This window comes from Bacillus sp. FSL K6-0073, assembly GCF_038006085.1.
Taxonomy (GTDB): Bacteria; Bacillota; Bacilli; order Bacillales; family Bacillaceae_G; genus Bacillus_A; species Bacillus_A cereus.
In genome coordinates this window covers 3,072,834-3,095,228 of the sequence record NZ_JBBOUN010000001.1, presented here as the reverse complement: position 1 = coordinate 3,095,228, position 22,395 = coordinate 3,072,834, and the positions used below count along the sequence as shown (strand labels likewise).

Genomic DNA, 22,395 nt, shown 5'->3' with positions numbered 1-22,395 from the left:
AAGGAGTGCTCCATATGAATTCAAAGAATAAAAAAGTTTTATTATTAACAGACATTGAACACGGAATAGAGCCTAGTATCCAACAAGTAACTAACATTCAACAAGAAAACATGTTGACTATTCACAGCTATGATTCTGTAATTGTACATCCTTATGGAGATATAATGAGATCTATTATTATTGCTATTTATGAAGAAAATGTGGAAGAAATTTTTGTTGTCGGAATAGAGGATAAAGAAACTGATGTAGTTAATCTACAAATTCAACGTGATTCCATAAAAAATAACAGAGAAATAGACTATCTCTTTAAAAATTGCATGCCTGAATTTTCAAGTGGTAGCCTTAATCAATGGCTGAGTGGACAAAAAAATGTTAGTGAAAATATTGAAAAGAGTATAGATATGATTCGTCATCATCCGTTAGTACCTTCTGATATTAAAGTTCATGGTTTCATGATTGATAGAACAGGTGAAAAAGAAACGGTTGTTAAAATTGCTACTAATAAAATAGTTGAAAAAGTTAATTAATCTATGAAAGACAAATAAATTCTTATGTATAAATTGTTGTTGTATAATAAATTTTATTATGTTTTAAGAATCAGAAGAGGTAGCCATGCAAAATAAAATTATCGTTATGTTTCAAAAAGATTTTCGTTTATATGATAACCCAGCTCTATTTGAGGCTGTTCAGTCCGGGGAGGTTCTTCCGGTATATGTACAAGATGAAACTTTTTCAATAGGAAGTGCAGCAAAGTGGTGGTTACACCATGCTATAATAGATGTCCAAAAGCAACTTGAGGCATTGGGCTCTACTTTAATAATCCGCAAAGGAAATACACAAGAAGAAATACTTTCTCTTATAAAACAATTAGATATAACAGCTGTATATTGGAATAGTTGTTATAATCCAGACAGGTTAAAATCTAATCAAAAAATGAAAATGATGTTAGAAGATAAAGGTATTATTTGTAAGGAATTTAATTCGCATTTATTATTAGAACCGTGGATTATAAAAAAGAAGGATAACACTGAATATAAGGTGTTTACGCCTTTTTACAATGCATTTCAAAAGCAGGTAATACCTAAACCTATTAGCAGAGTACAGAGTATAAAGTGGGGAAGCTCTTTACCAGCAAGCTTATCTGTTTCAGAATTACACTTGTTGCCGACTATACCGTGGACATCTCATATGGAAGCAATATGGGAGCCTACAGAGGAAGGGGCATACAAAACATTTAAGAAATTTTTCTCTAGTAAATTAGCCTCTTATAGTGAAGGAAGAGATTTTCCAAATCAAAATGCTCATTCGATGTTGGCACCATATCTTTCATTTGGCCAAATATCAGTGAAGTTAATGTATCACTACTTAATAAATAAAAGTACCGAAAGACAATGTAGTTTTTTTGAAAAACAAGTGATTAGTTTTATACGCCAATTAATTTGGAGAGAGTTTTCTTATTATTTGCTATATCACTATCCGTTTACAGTATATAAACCTCTTAATAAAAACTTTGAACATTTTCCATGGAATAAGGAAGAGGAGTTATTAAGAGTATGGCAGAAGGGTGAAACTGGTTATCCGTTTATTGATGCGGGAATGCGAGAACTATGGCAAACTGGTTTTATGCATAATCGGGCAAGAATGGCTGTAGCCTCTTTTCTTGTAAAGCATTTGTTAATTCCGTGGCAAGAAGGTGCAAAATGGTTTATGGATACACTACTAGATGCTGATATTGCAAATAATACAATGGGATGGCAATGGGTTGCTGGAAGTGGAGCAGATGCATCACCGTACTTTCGTATTTTTAATCCTATCACACAAGGAGAAAAGTTTGATAAAAATGGAGAGTATATAAGAAAATGGGTACCAGAATTAAGAGATATACCGAATAAGTATATACATAAACCTTGGGAAGCACCTGAGCATATTTTACAAAAGGCCAATATTAAGCTTGGTCATACATATCCTTTGCCAGTTGTTGAACATAAGGCAGCACGAGAGAGAGCGCTTTGTGCATATAAAAGTATGAAAGAACTTGTATAAAATAAATGAATCAATATGAATTTCATATGTAAAGATTATAATGTAAAGTATAGGAATGTCCATTTACACATTAAAATTTTATTCATTGAAAGAGCACACGAATCAAATAGAGTTTCTAAAACTTTCTATTAAAAAAGGAGAATGTTTATGAAAAAATCTAGTATTATAGTATTTTTACTAACATATGGCTTGTTTTATGTTTCTAGTATTTTATTTCCTATTGATCGTGCTTGGTATGATGCGTTAGAAAAGCCGTCTTGGACACCTCCTGGTATGACAATCGGCATAGTTTGGGCTGTATTATATGGACTCATTGCATTATCAGTTGCAATTATTTATAACAAATATGGATTTAAGCCAAAAACATTTTGGTTTATATTCCTTTTAAATTATATGTGCAATCAAGCTTTCAGCTATTTTCAATTCAGTCAAAAAAATTTGTTTTTAGCAACAGTAGATTGTTTACTTGTCGCTATTACTACGTTACTTCTCATAGCAGTTTCTTCCAAATTATCTAAAGTATCGACATGGTTGCTAATTCCGTATTTTTTATGGTCTGCATTTGCTACATATTTATCTTGGACAATTTATAGTATAAATTAAAGACGGAACTAAAAACTTGAGCATAATAAAAATGCTCGAGTTTTTATGTGTGTTAATGATAATCCGAAATATGGAATATATACATCTTAGGGAGGTCATCTTTGTGAAGAAATGGATAAAAATTATGCTGTACTCTTTACTAGCTATTTTAATTATAGGAAGTATTACTTTTTTGACTTGGTCTCAGTTTACTTATAAACCGACGAAAGAGGCTTTGTCGTTAGTAGATGATAAAAAAGATGAAGATAATATCGTTTTTGGAGCGAAAGATGCGAAAGTAGGGGTTATTTTTTATCAAGGTGCTAAAGTAGAAGCTGAGGCTTATAGTTATTTAGGAGAAGCTCTTGCAAAAAATGGGCAATTTGTAGTAATGCCTAAGTTACCATTAAATTTAGCGATACTTGGAATAAATGAGGTAGATAGTGTAATTGAAAAGTATCCGGAAGTTCAAAAATGGTATGTTGCAGGGCATTCAATGGGAGGAGCTATGATTTCTAAGTATGCCTTTCAACATGAAGATAAGGTAGACGGGATCATTTTCTTAGGTTCGTATCCTGCAGATGACTTTTCTACGAAATCAATTCCGATGTTATCAATTTATGGAGAAGTAGATGCTTTAGCAACTGTAGAAAAAATAGAGAACAATAAAAAGTTAATGTCGAAAAATACAACTATGCACATGATAAAAGGGGGCAATCATGCTCATTTTGGCATGTATGGTGAGCAAAAAGGTGATAATGCGAGTTTAATTGCGCCAAAAGCACAACGAGATGAAACAGTGAAAGTAATTGAAGAATGGTTGTTAAAACAATGATAATGAATGTAATAAATCTACCGAAAGAATTCTCCAAACGATAGATAGCAAATAAATAAAAGAGCCAACTCGTACGAATTGGCTCTTTTATTTATTTGCTATCTCCAATTGTCCCCTTATTTTCTCTGGAATGTCCTTTTCAGAAATAACGTCGTAAGAATAGACATACTTTCCTTTCACATGAATTTTCAAGTAAGTTTTTCTTCTAAAATCATTAGGCGTGTTCGTTCCAACTTTATATTCTTTTTCATTGCTTAATTCATCAACACCTTTTAGTGAGTACATAGCTCTTCCTTTATGATGATAATCTGGAACACCATATCCTTTCGCAACGGCATATACATTTTTTTCTTCAGCAATCGGATTAAATCTGTCTAAATCTCCGCGTAATATGAAAGGTAGTAAGTATATAGGGAGGCCTATTCCTAGTATGCAAATTACAAATTTCTTCATGATCGTTTCTCCTTTTGTCTATTTACATTTTTGAGTATAGAAAAAAGTTCTTATGAATATAGAGGGAAATTCTTTAAGTTTTTCTTAATAAAGTTTAACTTTGTGAAAAAACTAATTTGAGCATTAAGTTTACGAAATGAATAGCAAAATAACCTGTTTTCTTTATTTTTTGATGGTAGGTTATTAGGTTTTATATTGGTATGAGTGAATTAAGAAATAAGTGAGATTTAGGAAATAGAATGAATTTATCTTACAGTAATAAGAGAATTACCTAAATAAATGATAGTGAGAACAATTAAAGAAAGCATCTAGTGGGGTGCTTTTTTCTTTTGAAACAGAGAATCTCATGGGTAGGTTACATGTAATTTCGTGCTGTGCTTCTAGGTCATTGGAAAATCCAACAATAAAAAAAGAGGGGGAAGGCGTTTTTTATTGAAGTTTGTTAATGATAGATTTTTAACTTGAGAGGGGGATCGTAAAATAGATTATTAATCTCTTTGGTAATTTTTATTTTCCTTATAGTTGGCATATTGTATTAGAAATTTTTAAATTTTGAAGGGAGAATCAATAAGTATGGGTAAGAAAAGAAGAATAAGTAATAAGTTATTACTTATCAGTGCAATTTTTACAATAGCAATTCCCTCAGTCTCATATGCGGAGGAAGTAATTTCACCTGAAAAGTTTACGAGTTCTTCAAGTTTGTATAAGGCACGGAATACGGAAATTTTGAAAACAAATTTATATCCTAATACATATAATAATCCATTTAACCACCAATTTATTTCAAAATTAAAGGAAGTAAACACAAATATAAAAAAAATAGACAATAGTGATGATGAAAATCCTATTATATCTACTACTCTTTCATTTATTCGCCATATGAATAGTGAAGATTATAAATCTGCATTTGATTTAACCTCAAGGTCATTACAGAAAATAATATCCGAAGAATGGTTGAAGAGCTATTGGGAGGGACTGCCAGTTCAATTACAAGCAGGTTCTTTTATAGAAATTGGAGAGGTTACACAAAAAGAGACAAATCCTGTTCATACAAATGTGGAGATTCAATTAGTTTTTGAAAAAATGACTGTACCTTTACTAATTAAACTAGATCCATCTGGAAAAATAGACGATTTTCAACTAAGCATGTCGTTTAGTCCTGTTGCTGAGCGTCCATCATATAGTAAGCCTGAATCATTTGTTGATAAAGAAGTAGTAGTTGGAAGTGGTGCATTTCCATTACCAGGAACATTGTCGGTTCCAAAAGGAAAGGGTCCTTTTCCAGCGGTTATTCTTGTTCAAGGATCAGGAGCAACTGATCAGGATGAAACAGCGTTTGCTTTAAAACCATTTCGCGATTTAGCTGAAGGTCTTGCATCGAAGGGAATTGCTGTCCTTCGCTATAATAAACGAACGTATGAACATGGGCTGAAAACACAATTCAGTCCCTTCTATACAGTTGATAAAGAGACAACAGATGATGCTCTTCTTGTAACTCAATTTCTTAAAAATGAGCCTCTAATAAATAAGAATCAAATATATATTCTTGGTCATAGTCAAGGTGGAATGATGCTTCCGAAAATGATTGAAAAAGACCAAAATCAAAATATTGCTGGGGCAATTGTAATGGGTGGGCCAGCTCGTACGATTCAAGACGTTGTTTTAGATCAATTTGAGTATCTTTTTTCTATTGGAGCAATGAACCAGGAGCAATATAAATTCTACAAATCGCAATTTGAATTATTAAATGATCCAAATTTCTCTGGTCAGAATCCTCCAAAAGATTTTTACTTAGGATCAGCAGTATTTTGGGATTCTATTCGGAAAATTAAAGCAGCAGAAATGTCAAAAGAACAAAAGACACCGCTTCTTATTATTCAAGGGGAAAGAGACTATCAAGTTCAATCAAAAATCGAAATTCCTCTTTGGAAAGAACAATTAAAAGAACGAGATAACGTTGATTACCAGCTATATCCAAAGTTAAATCATTTCTTTACAGAAGGGGATGGAGAAATAAGTAAACCGGATGAATATTATAGTCCTGCTAATATTCCTGAGTATGTTATAAATGATATTGCTGCTTGGGTGCAAGGAAGATCACAATTAAATTAGCAACTATATGTTTTAATAAAGACTTTCTTTCTGTAATCAAACTAGAAACATTAGTAGGTTATATGTTTTTTAGCACTCTTTTAAAAAGAGTGTTTTTTTATTTTCCTTTGATTTAATTAACGAAAAAAATATCTTGTACTCCTTTTGTAACTTTTTAAATAGAAATTTTCTATAAAATAATGGACTTGTCTTCCAAACAAAGCGTTATTTGTAACACTGTTATCAAAGCAAAGTGCTCGTGACATTTCCTTGATATTCAAAAACATTAATAACCTATTATGTGAAGTTTTTTGAAAATTTAGGTTTAACATCTTTAAAATAGGTGTATTACATATTACATAACAACTAAATAAGAAAATAAAAAATCTAAGGGAGGAAAAATACGATGCATAAGAATGAAAGAAAACCGGTGGTTCATGAATATGATAATGAACAGGAAGTAGTTATGAAAATAAAAGAGCTAGAATTGAAAGGGATTCACCAAGATGACATTTACGTCTTAACACATGAAAAACATATAACAAAAAAGATTGCGGATGATACAAACACAAATACGATTGGAGTAAAAGAACAAGGATTGGGCACAAGTATTATCAACTTTTTCTCCAAAAAAGGGGACGAGCTCCGAAATCAAATGGAGGAAATGGGGTTGTCGAAAGAGGAAGCTAACTTATATGAAGAAAAACTAGATCAAGGGAGAATTTTACTTCTAGTAACAGCTGAAACACTAACGGCGAGTGATAGGCAGCCGCAAAACTATCATTCTCTCTAATAGATTGCAATATCTAATAAATAGATAAGTTAATTATTTTAGGTTGTAGTATGGAAGAAAATAAAAGTAGAGAAGGGTGAGAAAAATGAAACATACAATATTTAAATATGCTGTGATTGGGATTACGACCGGAGTCATGGTATCTCTGTTAAAAAAAGAAAATCGGAAAGCTATACAAACAAAAGGAAAAAGCGTAAAAGACAAACTACAAGAAGGAAACATAAAGGAAACATTAGAGAAGGTAACCGAGACAAGTAAACAATTCTCTGTAACTGCAGCTAATGTTGCAAAACAAACATTACCACAACTGCTTACAGCCACACCGGTTGTCATTTCTACTATTAAAGATTTAACAGAAAACGAAAATAACAAAAAGAAAAAAGATGAAAAGGATAATGAAATAAAACAAAATAGTAAGAACCTAGACGGAGAAAAAACGGAAAATGAAAAGAAATATGTGAAAGAAGGGAAAGAAGAGAGTGCTTAGATTTAATTCTAAAAAGAGAAAGTGAGGAAAAAAGTATGAAATCTCTGTATGCAATTGATGTAGGAATTGGTTTTACTAAGCGGGCATATCGACAGGATGTAGATTCTGAGGTGACGATTAAGAGTGAAGCTGCCACACTAGCTCCTGTACCTAATCATGCTGAAAGTGAAGATTTAACAAAGGTAAGTTTTATAGACTTAGACTTTGCATACTACATGGGAAATGAAGCACATCAATCTGACGCTTCATTTCTTCCTCCATTTGACGAAGAAATAGAAAATTATTATGAAAGCGAAGAGTTTAAACAACAAATATTTGGTTGCATTGCAAAGGATTATAAAGAAAATGTCGTGTTACCTTTAGTTGTTACCGGGCTTCCAGTCACTTGTTTTGGTAGTCAGCATGAGCAATTACAACGTGCACTAAAAAAAGAAACTTCCGTACAAATTGATGGGAAATTTATTAATATTACGGTTGAAAATGCTTTGATTCTTCAGCAACCGATCGCTTTACATGCCTATTTCTTAAAAGAGGGAATCATTCAGGAACAAAATCGCATCTTAATTATTGATGGTGGATTTCGTACATTAGAAATGACAGATATGAAACAGAATGTCATTTTAAATCATTATGAGACGGAACTAGGATGTAGCAAGCCTTTGAAAAATATTAAGAATATCCTGCAGAATCATGCGGGTGAAAGTAATCAATTGCATATTAATGACATGCCAAAAATATTAGAAAAAGGATATGGAGATAAAGAAGAAAATTATGAGACAAGTCAGGTGGATATTTTAATTCAAAAAGAGTTGGATACACATTTCCAAGACATCATGCGTGTATTACAAGAACAATTTAAGTTAGACCAGTATGATACTATTATTTGGACAGGAGGAGTAGTAGATCTCCACAAAAAACAAATTGAAAAAATGCAAGGTGAAATTGTTTCTTTCCGTATGGTAGACGCTTCAAAAGAGGCCGCGCTTCATGGATACTATATTATTGGAAGTCAAGTATTTGAGGACATCACCAATCAATCTGCATATAAATCCAAATTATAATGACGACCGAAATGGAGTTCGTTGAATAGACGTGCCAAATTGTGTGGCTTCTTTTCCAAATATAAATAAGAAAAGATAAAAAGTGCTTGTATAGAGGAAATGTTTAAAATTGAGAATAAAAATAACTAATATATAGGGGGTCTTCCTTTTTAAAGAATAAGACCTCCTATGCATTTATTTTGTAATTTAGATGATTTAAAAACTTTTCCTCCAAGATATGGATACCTACATACAAATTTCATATTACGGATATGATTCGATCAAACATAAAACTATTTAGAAAGGAAGAATAATATGGAATGCATAAAAATGACGAAATGGAGTTGGTATCATGTGAAAACTAGTGAGCTTGAAGAAATTTCTTCTATAATCCCCCGTGATGTAACATCTTATTTCCCTCAATTTGTAAAGAAAATAAGTTCTCCTTGTGAAAATGGATTATATGTTTATACGTTATCACCAAGTCAAACTTGTGTATATGGTTCGTTTTTATATGATCAAGATAAAAAGGACGCCAAAATTCAAAAATTTCTTCATTATTTCGTAGCTCATGGGATACTGATAACGGTCCAAGAAAAAGAGGAAGAAGATTTTCAAGAATTAATACATAATTTCCCTATAGGTATAAAAAATTGTAATAGTTCCGCTGAAGGACTATGTGCCATCTTATCAATATTTATATCTCACTATTTACGAAAGGTTGACTATTTTGAAAACAATTTCAGAAATGTGTTATGGGATTTTTATCATCATAATAACATAGCAGTTTTAGAAAGGATTTATCATATTCGTCATGAATTATTTATGAACACACATGTGTTTCGCTTAATACAAGAAGTGTTACAAGGCTTGGAGGAAGCTTGGTTAGAAAAACTAACAAACACCCTTTGTTATAAACAAACGCACGTAAAATTAGAGCGTGGATTACAACTCGTTAAAGAGTACCAAGAAGAATTAGACACGATGATTCATTTACAAGAAGTTGTTTCTTCTCATCGTGGGAATGAAATTATGAAAGCTCTTACTGTATTAACTGCTGTAAGTACGCCTTTGACAGCCTTAGGAGCATTATGGGGTATGAATTTTAAATACATGCCTGAACTTGAATGGAAATATAGCTATTTAATCGCTCTCTTATTTATTATTTTCACAACAGGGGGTATGTATATGTATATGCGATTCAAAGGGTGGACAGGTGATTTATTACGAGTAAAGAAAAAGAAATCTTTTTTTAAATCTAATTGATCCTGTTTATAAAAAATATGATAGATATGAACCATAGATATATGGTTAGTAATATTTATTAATAGAGGTAGTGCCATATCCCCATCAAGTTAAAGTTTTGATGTCTCCGCAATAATAAAAAAGGTGAAAATTCATATGAAAGATTAGAGCTCTCTTTCTTGTAGGAGGGCTCTAATCTTTGTTTAAAAACTATATCATATACATGGGCAGACTCAATATGTGAACTTTGTCCGGATTCAATTTAGAATATAAAAAAAGAGAACTTGCGTTAGAATACAAGCTCTCTTTAAAAGAAATAACGTAATTGAGATACTTATATAGTAACAATTTTTTTCTTCTAATTCCATATGTCTTATGTTGAGAAATAAATGATAAGGGGCTTAATAAAACTAAAATGAATTATTGACATAATATTTCGACGATAATATAATAAATCTCGAATTCAAGATAACTTGTAAAGGATTGGTAATTATGAGTGTGATTAATGATGAGAGCTTATCTTTAAAGTTATTTGTTACATTATCAAGGTCAGCACAGGCAATTACTAAGCGTATTGAAGAGGATATAAAAAGTTATGGGCTTAATCCAACTGAATTTGCAGTGCTTGAGCTACTATATAGTAAAGGCAATCAGCCTATACAAAAAATTGGAGGGAAAATATTACTTGCAAGTAGTAGTATCACGTATGTAGTGGATAAGTTGGAAAAGAAGAGGTTCTTAATACGAAAACCATGTCCAAAAGACCACCGTGTCACGTATGCGTCAATTACTTCAGATGGTATTCAGTTAATGGATAGTATTTTTCCTCAGCATAAAGAGGCGATTCGGCATATATTTGGTGGTTTGAACTATATTGAGAAAAAAATGATAATCGAAAAGTTGAAAAAATTAGGGTATTATGCACTAGAATTATAAATTTTTAGAAATATATCTCGAATTAGTAATGTCCTAATTAAATATAAGTTAAATGAATAGGAGGAAAAATTAATAAATGGTAGTAAATTTATTATAATACAAAATGAATAAAACATGTAATTTCAAGTGGTATAGTAGAAAAGATGGTTGTTATGTTAACGTATACATATCGTCCTTTAAATTATAAATCTTTCATAAAGCGGAGAGTGGGTATCAAGAATGGAATTACGTCATTTAGAGTATTTTATTCAAGTTTGTAATAATAATAGTTTTACTAAAGCTGCGGAAGTTCTAGGTATTTCACAGCCGACTTTAAGTCAACAAATCCGTGTGTTAGAAGGTGAACTTGATACACCCTTGTTTCATCGAGTTGGAAGAGGTATCAAAATGACAGAAGCGGGTAAGCTGCTATTTGATAAAGGAAAATTTATCATGCAACAATTTGATGACGTTTATAATGAAATTTTTGAATTAAAGGGTGTAAAAAGAGGTGTAATTACTGTAGGAGGTTTATTAGAGGATCTCACTTATTTAACACCTTATATTATGAAGTTTCAACAACATTATCCCAACATCGTAGTAAAGATTATAGAATCTGAAGTTGCTGTAAATCAAATCGTTGACAAAAATATTGATTTCGGGATTACACGTAGTGCTCAAATTCCAGACACATTAACAAACACCCTTTTGTATAGTGAAGAGCTCGTCCTTGTCATTCCCAAAAATCATCCTTTGAATGAAAAATCATTTGTTTCTTTTCGAGAATTAGTAGGGCTGAGTAGAATAATGGTTTCATGTAGTTGTCGTGAATCTATTAAAATATATTGTGAGAGTTTAGGGTTATCTTTATCTGAAGCAAATATAGAAACAAAATCTTCTATTTCTCTATTGAGCCTTGTATACAATGGACATGGGGTTGCCATAATACCTCTTTCACTGGTTAACTTTGTTAATAATGATACTTTGAGCATAGTTCGTATTACTGACCCAACACCAAGCCAAGATATTAATCTTATTCACTTTGATGATAAATTTTTAAGTTTTGCAGCACGTATCTTTATGCAGAAGTTAAATGATTCGCAAAAAGTATCAGTGTAATAGAAATAATAATGATTCTAGTGTGAAATTTGAAAAAATCTATAAGTCTTAAGATAAAGCAAATATTAAAGTCAAAGGGTAGTGGCTTTATATGTGTGGTGTGATCGATTTTTGACTTTTACTTAAGGGAAAGGGGTAGACTTTGCACGGAGAGAAGGATGTAAAAAACAAATCAAGTTTAAGCTATCAACTCTTTGGTCCTATTGAATAGTAATAGATTCCATGTAGGGATATACAATGTTATTTCGAATCTACATACCCTTATTGCAGAAAGAAAACCACTGGCATTATACCGGTGGTTTTGACTTAGAAAGCAAAGCAAGTACAACCGATACCCCATGTAGTTCCATCTTTTCCTATTACGGTATGAGTGTGTTGATGGAGAGGGTTACTGCAACTATGTAACTTGTTATCATGGGAATCGTGGGAAAGTATAGTGCTGGCTAGGTTAGCACCACCATACCCATAAACTCCCGTCGGTGACCAATCAGGTGATGCTGGCGGCAATTCAGGTGATAAATTTTTAAATTCATCATTTCCATAAACAACCTGTCCACCCATAATGGTGAGTAATGATTCAAGGTTTTTGATTTCTTCTTCTGGCACAGTAAAGTAGTCAGCAGACAATACAGCAATATCAGCAAACTGACCTACTGCCAGGGTTCCTTTTTTACCTTCATCACCAGAGAACCACGCACTTCCTTTTGAATATAATTACAGGGCTACTTTTCTATCAAGTTTATTTTTTTCATCGTATATGGAAAGCCCACCAATGGTTTTTCCAGCAACCATCCAGTAAAGGGCAACCCAAGGGTTATAGCTGGAAACCCTAGTTGCATCACTACCGGCGCCAACAGGTATACCAAGGTCTAACATACGATAAATCGGAGGAGTACGCTTTGCAGCTTCCTTTCCGTATAAATCAACAAAGTATTCACCTTGAAAAGCCATGCGGTCTTGGATGGCAATACCGCCATTTAAAGCTATTTCTTTGAAATACATTTATGCATTTTGTTTACTAAGATCGCGCTGAGCTCCCATATAGCTTCCAATTATATTTTGATAGCCTGGAAGATTGCTAGCAAGCAAATTGCCAAAACCTTCGACATCGTTGCGCCAATCGCGTTGTAATTCGCAAGCTACGCTAAACCAGTTCATAAGTTGCACACCACTATGTGCCATACGAGTATTGGCAGCATCTGCAACTTGTTTACTGAAAGTTCCTGAAGCATCAGTAACAGCAAATACTTCATATCCAGCTTTTATAGCGGAAAGTGCCGGGAAAGCAACACAAACGTCCGTAACTACGCCTGCGATGATAAGTTGTTTTTTTCCAGTGTCTTCGATTGCTTTTACAAAATCATCATTATCCCATGCGTTAATTTGTCCAGGTCGAGCTATTTTTGGTGCATGAGGAAAGAGATCAACCAATTCTTGCATTAAAGGTCCATTAGGCCCGTTTTCAAAACTTGTTGTTAAAATAACTGGTAAATCAAAAAACTTAGCAGTATGAGCAAGAGCTAAAACATTGTTCTTGAATTCATCAACACCATAGTCACGTACTAGTCCAGACATAAGACCAGTTTGATGATCTACTAAAAGCACGACAGCATCATCTTTGTTAATACGAGAATAGAGATCAGTCATTATGTATTCCTCCTAAAAATTAAGTAATCGAAGAAAGTTTTATTATAAGTTTCTTCGTTTATAACTAAGTTGACCAATAATATTGGTTATAGCAGCATTCACAGAACATGAAGTGCTATACAAATTTATAGTATTTGAAAATTGATTCGTTAATCAATTCTAAATTATCTATAATTTGTATAGGTCGTAACTATAGTTGTTTTCACTATAAAATAGATTGGTTTTACCTATACATCCTATAGATAGAACAATATTGATAGTCACCTATTTTTGTTATTATAATTGAATATGAGGAATGTTCAGAAATTATATTATGGTGAAAAAGGTATTAGAGGGGGAATTGTCCAAAAGGAGAAAATGAATTCTTTGGAATAATAGAGTTTCATACTTAGAGTTCACAACATAAACGTGCATGAATAGGTTATGAGATTCATCTGGATTATTGAAAAAAAGGATATATATTAGAATATTTTTTGGAGGTAGAAGCATGGCTAAAATTACTGTAGGAACTGAAAATCAAGAACCAATTGAGATATATTATGAGGATCATGGCACAGGAAACCCAGTTGTACTAATTCATGGTTGGCCGTTAAGTGGTCGATCTTGGGAATACCAAGTTCCAGCTCTTGTTGAGGCTGGATACAGAGTTATAACATATGATCGTCGAGGATTTGGAAAATCATCTCAGCCATGGGAAGGGTATGAATATGATACCTTTACTTCTGATTTACATCAACTATTAGAACATTTAGAGCTTCAAAATGTCACACTTGTTGGTTTTTCTATGGGTGGAGGCGAAGTAGCCCGGTATATTAGTACGTATGGAACAGATCGTATTGAAAAGGCTGTTTTTGCTGGAGCAGTTCCTCCATATTTATACAAATCAGAGGATCATCCTGAAGGGGCATTAGATGATGCAACAATTGAAGCATTCAAAAGTGGTGTGATTAATGACCGACTTGCATTTCTTGATGAATTTACTAAGGGATTTTTCGCGGCTGGTAATCGAACAGATTTAGTTAGTGAGCCATTCCGTTTATATAATTGGGATATTGCAGCCAGTGCATCACCTAAAGGAACGCTTGATTGTATTACTGCCTTTAGTAAGACTGATTTTAGAAAAGACTTGGAGAAGTTTAATATACCTACCCTTATTATTCATGGTGATTCAGATGCAACTGTACCATTTGAATATAGTGGGAAATTAACACATGAAGCAATTCCTAATTCTAAAGTAACGTTAATAAAGGGTGGTCCACATGGGCTAAATGCAACGCATGCTAAAGAATTTAATGAAGCACTCCTATCATTTTTAAAGGACTAATTACAACTATATAATTGTTAATTGATAAATTATAAACAAGTAAAAAAATAAAGCTTTATAAAAGATGCTCTTGGATAAATCCAGGAGCATCTTTTTAATGGTGATATTGAGATGTTAGGTTGATAAATCTCCATTAATTTTGGATTGAATACTCTTCTTAACAGCTAAAATATATTGATTAGAGTTTTTTAGATTTCTTAGAAGTATTGTTATATTACTATCAAGATAATATTTTGAATAATCCTCAAAACAAAGAAATATACATTTTTTTGAGGAAGAAATATCTTGTCAGAAAACAATAAAATCTTATTAATTTTTATAATTGGTAGAATTTTTGTGGAAATAATTCTCTTAATATATTAAAATAACATCGTATTATGTCAGATTTTAATTAGGGGAGAGAAATTTTATGTTGAAAAAAATCATTCCAGTTGCTTTAGCATTAAGTACAGTTACTTTTACTAGTGTATTTGCTATGCCTTCAGCCCAAGCAAGTACAGAACCAAACCGCTACATAGATGTACAAATGCTCGGTATTAACGATTTTCATGGGCAACTAGACACTGTAAAAAAAATTAACAATAAAGATGCAGGGGGAATTGAGTACTTAGGGGCTTATTTACGTGATCGTGAAAAACAAAATCCAAATACATTAAAGGTACATGCTGGAGATGTTGTTGGAGCAAGTACTCCTGTTTCAGCATTATTACAAGACGAACCTACGATTGAATTTCTAAATGATTTGAAATTCGATGTTGGAACGATAGGAAATCATGAATTTGATGAAGGTGTTGAAGAAATGAACCGCCTTATTTATGGTGGATACCATGAGAAAACAGGAAATTTTAAAGGAGCAAAATTCCCATATGTTGCTGCAAATTTCTATAATAAATCCACTGGTCGTTTATTTTTACCACCATTCACTATAAAAAAGGTACAAGGAGTTCCTGTTGGATTTATCGGAGTCGTAACAACGGATGTTCCTAACCTTGTTATGCCTACTATGCTAAAGAATGTAGAAATTACAGATGAAGTTGAAGCTATTAACAAATCCGTAAAGCAATTAAAAAAACTAGGCGTTAAATCTATCGTTGTTCTTGCACATAACGGAGGTATAACAGATGGGGACGGCGTAACAAATGGTGATATCGTCCGATTAGCAAATGAGACTGATCCAGAAGTCGATGTTATTTTTGGTGGCCATAGCCACACTTATGTAAATGGAACTGTTAATAATAAACTTGTCGTACAAGCAAATTCATATGGTATGGCTTTTGCTGATGTTGATGTAAAGATTGATCGTAAAACACAAGATATTGTTGAGAAAAAAGCAGAAATTGTTACAACTTATCATGAAGGCATAGAGCCTGATAAAAAAATAAAGAAGAAGATGGAGAAATATCAAGCAAAAATCGCACCTCTTGTTAATGAAGTTGTAGGTAAGTCTATTGCGCCACTAGATCGCAAACTCAATACGGCTGGTGAATCTACTCTTGGAAATTTAGTTGCTGATGCCCAGCGTACAACAATGCAATCCCAAATTGCACTTATGAATCCTGGTGGTATTCGTAATGACTTAGATGCTGGTGATATTACATGGGGAGAGATATATGGTATTCAACCATTCGGAAATCAATTAATAAAAGTAAATTTAACAGGTCAAGACATTCGTGATATTTTAAATCAACAATGGCAAAAAGACATAACAAGAATGCTTCAAATTTCAGGAATCCAATACACTTGGGATGCGAACAAGCCCAATGGAGAAAAAGTAACAAGTATTCGCTTAACGAATGGAGAAGAAATTATTCCTTCTAAAACTTACAGCGTCGTTGCTAACGCATTTCTAGCTTCAGGGGGAGATGGATTTGTATCCTTTAAAAACGGTAAAGATGCTGAAACAGGACCAACTGATTTTGAAGCATTAGTAGATTATATAAAAAAATCAAAAGAACCAATTCAGTCTGTTATTGATGGAAGAATTCAAAAAATAAATTAGGTTTTTATTAATCTCAAAAACAAATAGATTACCTGTGCACTATACTTTTTCGTGTGCAGGTAATCTATTTTTTTGATTTGAAATAGTCTAACTGTGGCCAATGGGTATACCGTCTAGATGCAGAGTGCCGAAAAAAATGAAGTGAACAAAAAATAACCCCTAAATTAACTCTATGATAAAGAGACTACAAACAATCAAAATTTGGAACTTCATATTAACCATATATTAACTACGTTAATAATACATACTGAAATTGAATACTTTAGATAACATCATTTATAACGAATATCTGTACATTATAATGTTATGCAATGAGGAATTTACAATACAATGAATTGAAGCTTATTTAGTTTTATATTCGTATAAGTGAATTAAGAATTTCTTAAGAACCTATTAAGAAATAAGTGAGTTTTAGGAACTAAAATAAATGTATCTTAACAGTAATAAGAAAATGAATGTTTTAAACGGAAGTTGGCAGAGTATGTCAAAAAGCTATAAGTAAATATTTCAGGAGGTTTTTTATGAAAAAGAAAATAATGATTGCAATTGTTGCTTCTGCTATAACAATGACTCATTTTGTAGGAAATACTTATGCAGATTCGAAAACAGAGGTTTCTGTTACAGCTCCCTATAATACAAATCAAATAGCGAAATGGTTAGAAGCACATGCAAAGCCTTTAAAAACAACTAATCCAACTGCATCTCTTAATGATTTGAAACCACTTAAGGATATGGTAGGTTCAGCTTCAATTGTAGGTTTAGGTGAAGCTACGCATGGGGCTCATGAAGTTTTTACGATGAAACACCGCATTGTTAAGTATTTAGTATCTGAAAAGGGCTTTACCAATCTAGTTTTAGAAGAGGGATGGGACAGGGCCTTGGAACTTGATCGATATGTTCTTACTGGTAAGGGAAACCCAAGCCAACATCTAACACCTGTATTTAAGACGAAAGAAATGCTAGATTTACTTGATTGGATTCGGCAATATAATGCTAATCCAAAACATAAATCGAAAGTACGTGTCATCGGGATGGACATTCAATCAGTAAACGAAAATGTTTATAATAATATAATAGAATATATTAAAGCGAACAATTCAAAACTGTTGCCTAGAGTAGAAGAGAAGATAAAAGGGCTTATTCCTGTAACAAAGGATATGAATACTTTTGAAAGCCTTACGAAAGAAGAAAAAGAAAAGTATGTTTTAGATGCTAAACAAATTAGTGCTTTATTAGAGGAAAATAAAAGTCATTTAAATGGGAAATCTAAAGAGTTCGTATGGATAAAGCAAAATGCTCGTATTATTGAACAGTTTACTACAATGTTAGCGACACCTCCTGATAAACCAGCGGATTTTTATTTGAAACATGATATTGCAATGTATGAAAATGCGAAGTGGACTGAAGAACATTTAGGAAAAACCATTGTATGGGGACATAATGGACACGTTTCGAAAACAAATATGCTTTCTTTTATATACCCTAAAGTAGCAGGGCAGCATTTAGCAGAATATTACGGAAAACGGTACGTATCTATTGGAACGTCAGTTTATGAAGGACAATACAATGTGAAGAATAGCAATGGTGAATTTGGCCCCTATGGAACATTAAAATCGGATGATCCAAACAGTTATAACTACATTTTTGGACAGGTCAAAAAAGATCAATTTTTTATTGATTTACGTAAGGCGAACGGCGTGACAAAAACTTGGTTAAACGAACAACATCCAATTTTCGCTGGAATAACTACCGAAGGGCCTGATATACCAAAAACTGTTGATATATCATTAGGTAAAGCGTTTGATATACTTGTTCAAATTCAAAAAGTGAGTCCATCTCAAGTACATCAATAAATTTAGAATCATGTGCCTTAATGACAAATTTCATAGTGTGTCATATAACACAATGAAATTTGTTTTATATAACAAGAAGAATAATCGCATTAGAAAAAATCAGCAGTTTAACCTGTTAAGAGTAAAACGAATCTTACAATATGTAAAGCGCAAAAACACTGAAGCGAAAAGCATCGGTGTTTTTTGCGCTTTCGGGCACAGATGCTACTTCAATCCTATTGTAGAAGTGATTTTGTATGTAAGGAATTTGTAAGGAATAGGTAAGAAAAAAGAGATTTTCATTGTGTAGGATAAAAATATAAGGGGGGAACAAGTACGGCCTACATATAAAACAAATAATCAGTAACAAGAGTGTTTTAAGGAAAAGAAGTAATTTCTATGGTTAATATGTATGTGGAAAAAGAGTGATTTAGAGATTGTTAGAACACAATGGTGTTTGTGAAAATAATGATTAGTACGTTGATTGTAAATTCAGTGTTGACTTTTATCATTAGGAGAGTTGATAGCTGTGTGGTTAGTATATGAGACAGCTATCAGCCATCAATACAATTTAAATAGAAGAGAGGAATTCTTTATGAAAACACGCAGTAAAATTACATGTGCAAGTCTAGCACTTTTAATAGGTGGAAGTTCCCTGTTATACATAACACCAACATTAATTATAAAAGCAGAACCTACGCAAAATGTATCTAGTTCGTTACAAACAAGTACGCAAAGCGATCGTACTTCCGTTAAGAAAGCAATGCGAGATGAACTGCAACTTGGATACCCGGGAATACTCGCTAAAATTTCTAAGGGGGGTAAAACTTGGAGTTATACAGCTGGGGTAGCGGATCTGAAAACTAAGAAACCAATGAAAGCAGATTTTCGCTTTCGCATTGGCAGTGTGACGAAAACGTTCATTGCAACAGTTCTACTTCAATTATCTGGAGAGAACCGTTTGAATCTAGACGACTCCATTGAAAAATGGTTACCTGGTGTTATTCAAGGAAACGGATATGATGGTAACCAGATTACGATCCGGCAAATATTGAATCATACAAGTGGTATTGCTGACTATATAAATTCAAAAGACTTTGATATTACGGATATAAAAAAATCGTATACGGCTGAAGAATTTGTAAAGATGGGGATTTCACTTCCCCCAGACTTTGCTCCAGGAAAGGGTTGGTCTTATTCAAATACAGGATATGTAATACTAGGAATCCTTATTGAAAAAGTAACAGGAAACAGCTATGCGGAAGAGGTTGAAAATCGGATTATTGAACCGCTTGATTTGTCAAATACATTTCTACCTGGTAATTCAAGCGTGATTCCAGGCACCAAGCATGCCCGTGGCTATTTGCAACTAGACGGAGCGAGTGAGCTAAAAGATGTTACTTATATTAACCCAGGTAGCTCGGATGGAGATGTGATTTCTACTGCTGACGACTTAAACAAATTCTTCTCTTGCTTACTAGGTGGCAAATTACTGAAGGAACAGCAGTTAAAACAAATGCTTACTACAGTTCCTACAAATAGAGAGGGAACCGGATATGGTCTTGGAATACTTGAAATTAAGCTTCCGAACGGTGTCTCGGTATGGGGACACAGGGGGGCCGTTCCAGGGTTTTCCACTTTTGCTGGTGGAACACTTGGAGGTAAACATACACTCGCTATCAATTCGAACAGTTTAAACCTTAATAACCCGGAAGTTTTTAAAAACATTTTACTTGCTGAATTTAGAAAGTAGGAAAAACGGATAAATTTTTTCATTTGTAATTTCCATCGGAATGGATTACCGCTTGAAAGAGTATAGAGGGATTAAGTATCTATAATTGTGTAGGAGGAGCATTTGCAAAATTAGAAATTGAAATAGATTCAACCATTAAAGATAATATTAGCGGGAAAAAATTGAGGGACATTAAGGATTTTGTGAAGAAGACTTCAAAAATGAACTGAAATCTAATAAACAACGTAAAAGCTAAAAGATTTTCACTGTGAGAACATCTCAAAATATTAAATTGATGGTAACTTTGTTGTAGCTCTTTAAACATACCTATATTAAAACCCAAATATCTCAGCATTAAATTGAGAAATTTGGGTTTTTCTAAAGGAATCAATTTTTTAAAAAATTTTTAGAAATTTAAAGATAAAGTATTGTATACATGTAAGTATGATTAAAAATGAAAAGTTGTAAATGCTAAATTTAATTAAATATGCCTTACTCTCTTTAACGTTGGCCTGAATGAATAGTTTATAGGAGATTACACTGGCTAAAGATGCGATAATTGTTCCAAGTCCTCCAATATTTACTCCTAGTAATAAAGCTTTCCAATCAGAAGTAAAGTTTGATAGAAGAATTGAAGTAGGAAAATTGCTAATCAATTGACTCAAAAATATGGAACTAAAGAAGACTGAAGTATCTCCTCTTAAATTAGCGCGAGCAAATGTCCCCAGTGCATCGGAATGGGAAATGTTTCCGATAAAAATAAAAAAACAGACAAAGGTTATTAGAAGAAAGTAATCGATCTTAAATAGTAAGTTTCTATCTAACGTAAATGCTGCTATCAGTGTGACTATTAGCGCAATGTAATAATTAATGACACCAAAAATAGATGCAATGATAGTGATAAGTATCAAAATCCAGACGGTAGCTTTTTTTCGATTTTTCACGGTAATAACAGGTAGTTCTATTTTCAAATCTGTTTTTTGAAGTTTTTGAGTAAATATAAATAATAAACTAATTCCAAGTACAGCTAAAAGCAGAATTGAACCTAAAAATGGGATGAGCTTAATTCCATAGTAAGAATATAGGTATAAATTTTGTGGGTTTCCCATAGGCATCAAGCTACTACCGATGTTTGCTGCAATTGTCTGCAGGATGATTGTATCCATCATGTTCATTTGTGTTTTTTTACTAATGACAAGTGTTATTGGTACAAAAGTGAGGAGAGCAACATCATTTGTTACAAACATGGAGCAAATAAAGCATAACAAAATTAGAATAATAGATATTGACCTGCTGTTATTGCATTTATTTAAAATCACAACGGCAAGTTTGTCTAATATCTTTAGCTGTTCCAAGGCCTTAATGGCTACCATCAGATTAAATAAACTAATTAACACTTCAAAGTTAATATATTCGATCTTTGGCGAATGTATTAAGCAACTGACAATTGCTAGTATCAGTGAAATGGTAAGTACTAAATCCTTTTTTAAAAATTCGAATTTCATAAGGAGTCTTTTTTTATTTTGAACAAATACTATTTCTTTCACAATACACCACCTGTAATTTATGTTAGTAAATATATGTTTTTTGGGATAACTCGATATTGCTAGAAAAGAGGATGAAATAAGGTCCTAAATAAGAGTTTTGTAATGTTTCATCCCTTCAACAAAATCCTTTTTTTCTTAGTGTCTTTCATGTTGTAAATATGTGCAATATAGACGAATCCAACTAGGGGGATTAATTGAGAAAACAAATGTTTTTTGTATGATACCATAAATAAATTAAATGTTTTATTTTTTAAATATTCCTATAATATTCCGTTGATTCTTGATTTCAAATAATTTATATGAACTTCTAAAAGAGAAAAAGTATGCATGTTTATATGAAGAAAATAGAGGCTTGTCAAAGGTTAGGTAGAACAGCATCTGCGACGTTTGGATACTGTATAAAATTCACAAAATCTCACTGTTTTTTTAGATGAAAAATCTTAAAAAATTTTTTGTTTTTATAAAAATCTGTACTTTTTCGTAACATTCTGTACTTTTAATTATAAATTAAAGACAAGCTTCTCTTAGTTGAAGATTGAAAGCGCTTCATAGTTTTTCTATAAATTTTTTATCTAGCCTATTTTTGAGATTAGTAGTGAGAAAGGAGATACTTTCATGTTCTTGAGAAAATTAACAAATAACCAGTTAATCACTATTGATTTTAGGATTTAAATGTAAATCACCGGTAAACGAAACAAACATAATAGTACA

General features: G+C 32.6%; 18 protein-coding genes and 3 pseudogenes. 16 read left to right on the top strand and 5 right to left on the bottom strand.

Annotation, left to right across the window (positions count from 1 at the left end; genetic code table 11):
- The first annotated feature begins 14 nt into the window (after positions 1 to 14).
- The 4 genes from MHB52_RS16065 (at position 15) to MHB52_RS16050 (ending at position 3,460) form a co-directional block, all read left to right on the top strand.
- A complete protein-coding gene (locus MHB52_RS16065) occupies positions 15 to 527 on the top strand; it encodes a hypothetical protein (protein WP_001086243.1) in 513 nt (170 codons plus the stop codon).
- Positions 528 to 612: 85 nt separating this feature from the next.
- Positions 613 to 2,043, top strand: a complete 1,431-nt coding sequence (locus tag MHB52_RS16060; RefSeq protein WP_061663220.1) for a cryptochrome/photolyase family protein — start codon at positions 613 to 615, stop codon at positions 2,041 to 2,043.
- A 147-nt stretch (positions 2,044 to 2,190) separates the two neighbouring features.
- The gene (locus MHB52_RS16055; protein ID WP_000749728.1) at positions 2,191 to 2,646 is read left to right on the top strand and encodes a TspO/MBR family protein; all 456 of its coding nucleotides are present in this window, start codon (positions 2,191 to 2,193) and stop codon (positions 2,644 to 2,646) included.
- Between the two features lie 103 nt (positions 2,647 to 2,749).
- Entirely contained in the window at positions 2,750 to 3,460 is a 711-nt protein-coding gene (locus MHB52_RS16050) for an alpha/beta hydrolase (RefSeq protein WP_000758815.1), read from the top strand.
- A gap of 87 nt (positions 3,461 to 3,547) precedes the next feature.
- Here MHB52_RS16050 and MHB52_RS16045 read toward each other — a convergent pair whose 3' ends face one another.
- Positions 3,548 to 3,913, bottom strand: a complete 366-nt coding sequence (locus tag MHB52_RS16045; protein ID WP_000714888.1) for a YxeA family protein — start codon at positions 3,911 to 3,913, stop codon at positions 3,548 to 3,550.
- Positions 3,914 to 4,486: 573 nt separating this feature from the next.
- Here MHB52_RS16045 and MHB52_RS16040 point away from each other — a divergent pair.
- Positions 4,487 to 6,025: an alpha/beta hydrolase gene (locus MHB52_RS16040; protein WP_063264080.1), complete on the top strand. Its 1,539-nt coding sequence runs from the start codon at positions 4,487 to 4,489 to the stop codon at positions 6,023 to 6,025.
- A gap of 112 nt (positions 6,026 to 6,137) precedes the next feature.
- Here MHB52_RS16040 and MHB52_RS16035 read toward each other — a convergent pair.
- A pseudogene (locus tag MHB52_RS16035) lies at positions 6,138 to 6,291 on the bottom strand (acyl dehydratase).
- Positions 6,292 to 6,410: 119 nt separating this feature from the next.
- Here MHB52_RS16035 and MHB52_RS16030 point away from each other — a divergent pair.
- The 6 genes from MHB52_RS16030 to MHB52_RS16005 all read left to right on the top strand — a co-directional run bounded on the left by MHB52_RS16030 (position 6,411) and on the right by MHB52_RS16005 (position 11,603).
- Positions 6,411 to 6,797 (top strand): general stress protein, encoded by a 387-nt coding sequence (locus tag MHB52_RS16030; RefSeq protein ID WP_000549421.1) that lies wholly within the window; start codon positions 6,411 to 6,413, stop codon positions 6,795 to 6,797.
- Between the two features lie 85 nt (positions 6,798 to 6,882).
- The gene (locus tag MHB52_RS16025) at positions 6,883 to 7,284 is read left to right on the top strand and encodes a hypothetical protein (RefSeq protein WP_000683226.1); all 402 of its coding nucleotides are present in this window, start codon (positions 6,883 to 6,885) and stop codon (positions 7,282 to 7,284) included.
- A 35-nt stretch (positions 7,285 to 7,319) separates the two neighbouring features.
- Positions 7,320 to 8,345 carry a ParM/StbA family protein gene (locus tag MHB52_RS16020; RefSeq protein ID WP_061664327.1) on the top strand — a complete coding sequence of 342 codons (1,026 nt, stop codon included), beginning with the start codon at positions 7,320 to 7,322 and terminating at the stop codon, positions 8,343 to 8,345.
- A gap of 294 nt (positions 8,346 to 8,639) precedes the next feature.
- Positions 8,640 to 9,590 (top strand): magnesium transporter CorA family protein, encoded by a 951-nt coding sequence (locus tag MHB52_RS16015; RefSeq protein WP_061139108.1) that lies wholly within the window; start codon positions 8,640 to 8,642, stop codon positions 9,588 to 9,590.
- A gap of 471 nt (positions 9,591 to 10,061) precedes the next feature.
- A complete protein-coding gene (locus tag MHB52_RS16010) occupies positions 10,062 to 10,505 on the top strand; it encodes a MarR family winged helix-turn-helix transcriptional regulator (protein ID WP_061664326.1) in 444 nt (147 codons plus the stop codon).
- 219 nt (positions 10,506 to 10,724) lie between these two features.
- Positions 10,725 to 11,603, top strand: coding sequence for a LysR family transcriptional regulator (locus MHB52_RS16005; RefSeq protein ID WP_000423208.1), 879 nt, complete (start codon positions 10,725 to 10,727; stop codon positions 11,601 to 11,603).
- 306 nt (positions 11,604 to 11,909) lie between these two features.
- On the opposite strand, the pseudogene MHB52_RS16000 reads toward MHB52_RS16005, so the two are convergent.
- Both MHB52_RS16000 and ycaC read right to left on the bottom strand, forming a co-directional pair.
- Positions 11,910 to 12,587, bottom strand: a pseudogene (locus MHB52_RS16000) (amidohydrolase family protein); the annotation flags it as partial.
- Between the two features lie 18 nt (positions 12,588 to 12,605).
- Positions 12,606 to 13,250 (bottom strand): isochorismate family cysteine hydrolase YcaC, encoded by a 645-nt coding sequence (gene ycaC / locus MHB52_RS15995; RefSeq protein ID WP_000131210.1) that lies wholly within the window; start codon positions 13,248 to 13,250, stop codon positions 12,606 to 12,608.
- Between the two features lie 487 nt (positions 13,251 to 13,737).
- Between ycaC and MHB52_RS15990 the strand changes: the two genes are divergently transcribed.
- From MHB52_RS15990 to MHB52_RS15970, 5 genes and pseudogenes are all read left to right on the top strand, one after another.
- On the top strand, positions 13,738 to 14,574 hold the full coding sequence (locus MHB52_RS15990; RefSeq protein ID WP_016118212.1) for a bromoperoxidase: 837 nt from the start codon (positions 13,738 to 13,740) through the stop codon (positions 14,572 to 14,574).
- Positions 14,575 to 14,983: 409 nt separating this feature from the next.
- The gene (locus MHB52_RS15985; protein WP_016118211.1) at positions 14,984 to 16,573 is read left to right on the top strand and encodes a bifunctional metallophosphatase/5'-nucleotidase; all 1,590 of its coding nucleotides are present in this window, start codon (positions 14,984 to 14,986) and stop codon (positions 16,571 to 16,573) included.
- Positions 16,574 to 17,094: 521 nt separating this feature from the next.
- Positions 17,095 to 18,426, top strand: a complete 1,332-nt coding sequence (locus MHB52_RS15980) for an erythromycin esterase family protein (RefSeq protein WP_016118210.1) — start codon at positions 17,095 to 17,097, stop codon at positions 18,424 to 18,426.
- Positions 18,427 to 19,000: 574 nt separating this feature from the next.
- Entirely contained in the window at positions 19,001 to 20,158 is a 1,158-nt protein-coding gene (locus tag MHB52_RS15975; RefSeq protein WP_000857797.1) for a serine hydrolase domain-containing protein, read from the top strand.
- A gap of 110 nt (positions 20,159 to 20,268) precedes the next feature.
- Positions 20,269 to 20,367: pseudogene (locus MHB52_RS15970) on the top strand (cytochrome P450); the annotation flags it as partial.
- 165 nt (positions 20,368 to 20,532) lie between these two features.
- On the opposite strand, the gene MHB52_RS15965 reads toward MHB52_RS15970, so the two are convergent.
- Positions 20,533 to 21,684: an anion transporter gene (locus MHB52_RS15965; RefSeq protein ID WP_044795083.1), complete on the bottom strand. Its 1,152-nt coding sequence runs from the start codon at positions 21,682 to 21,684 to the stop codon at positions 20,533 to 20,535.
- Positions 21,685 to 22,395 lie beyond the last annotated feature (711 nt).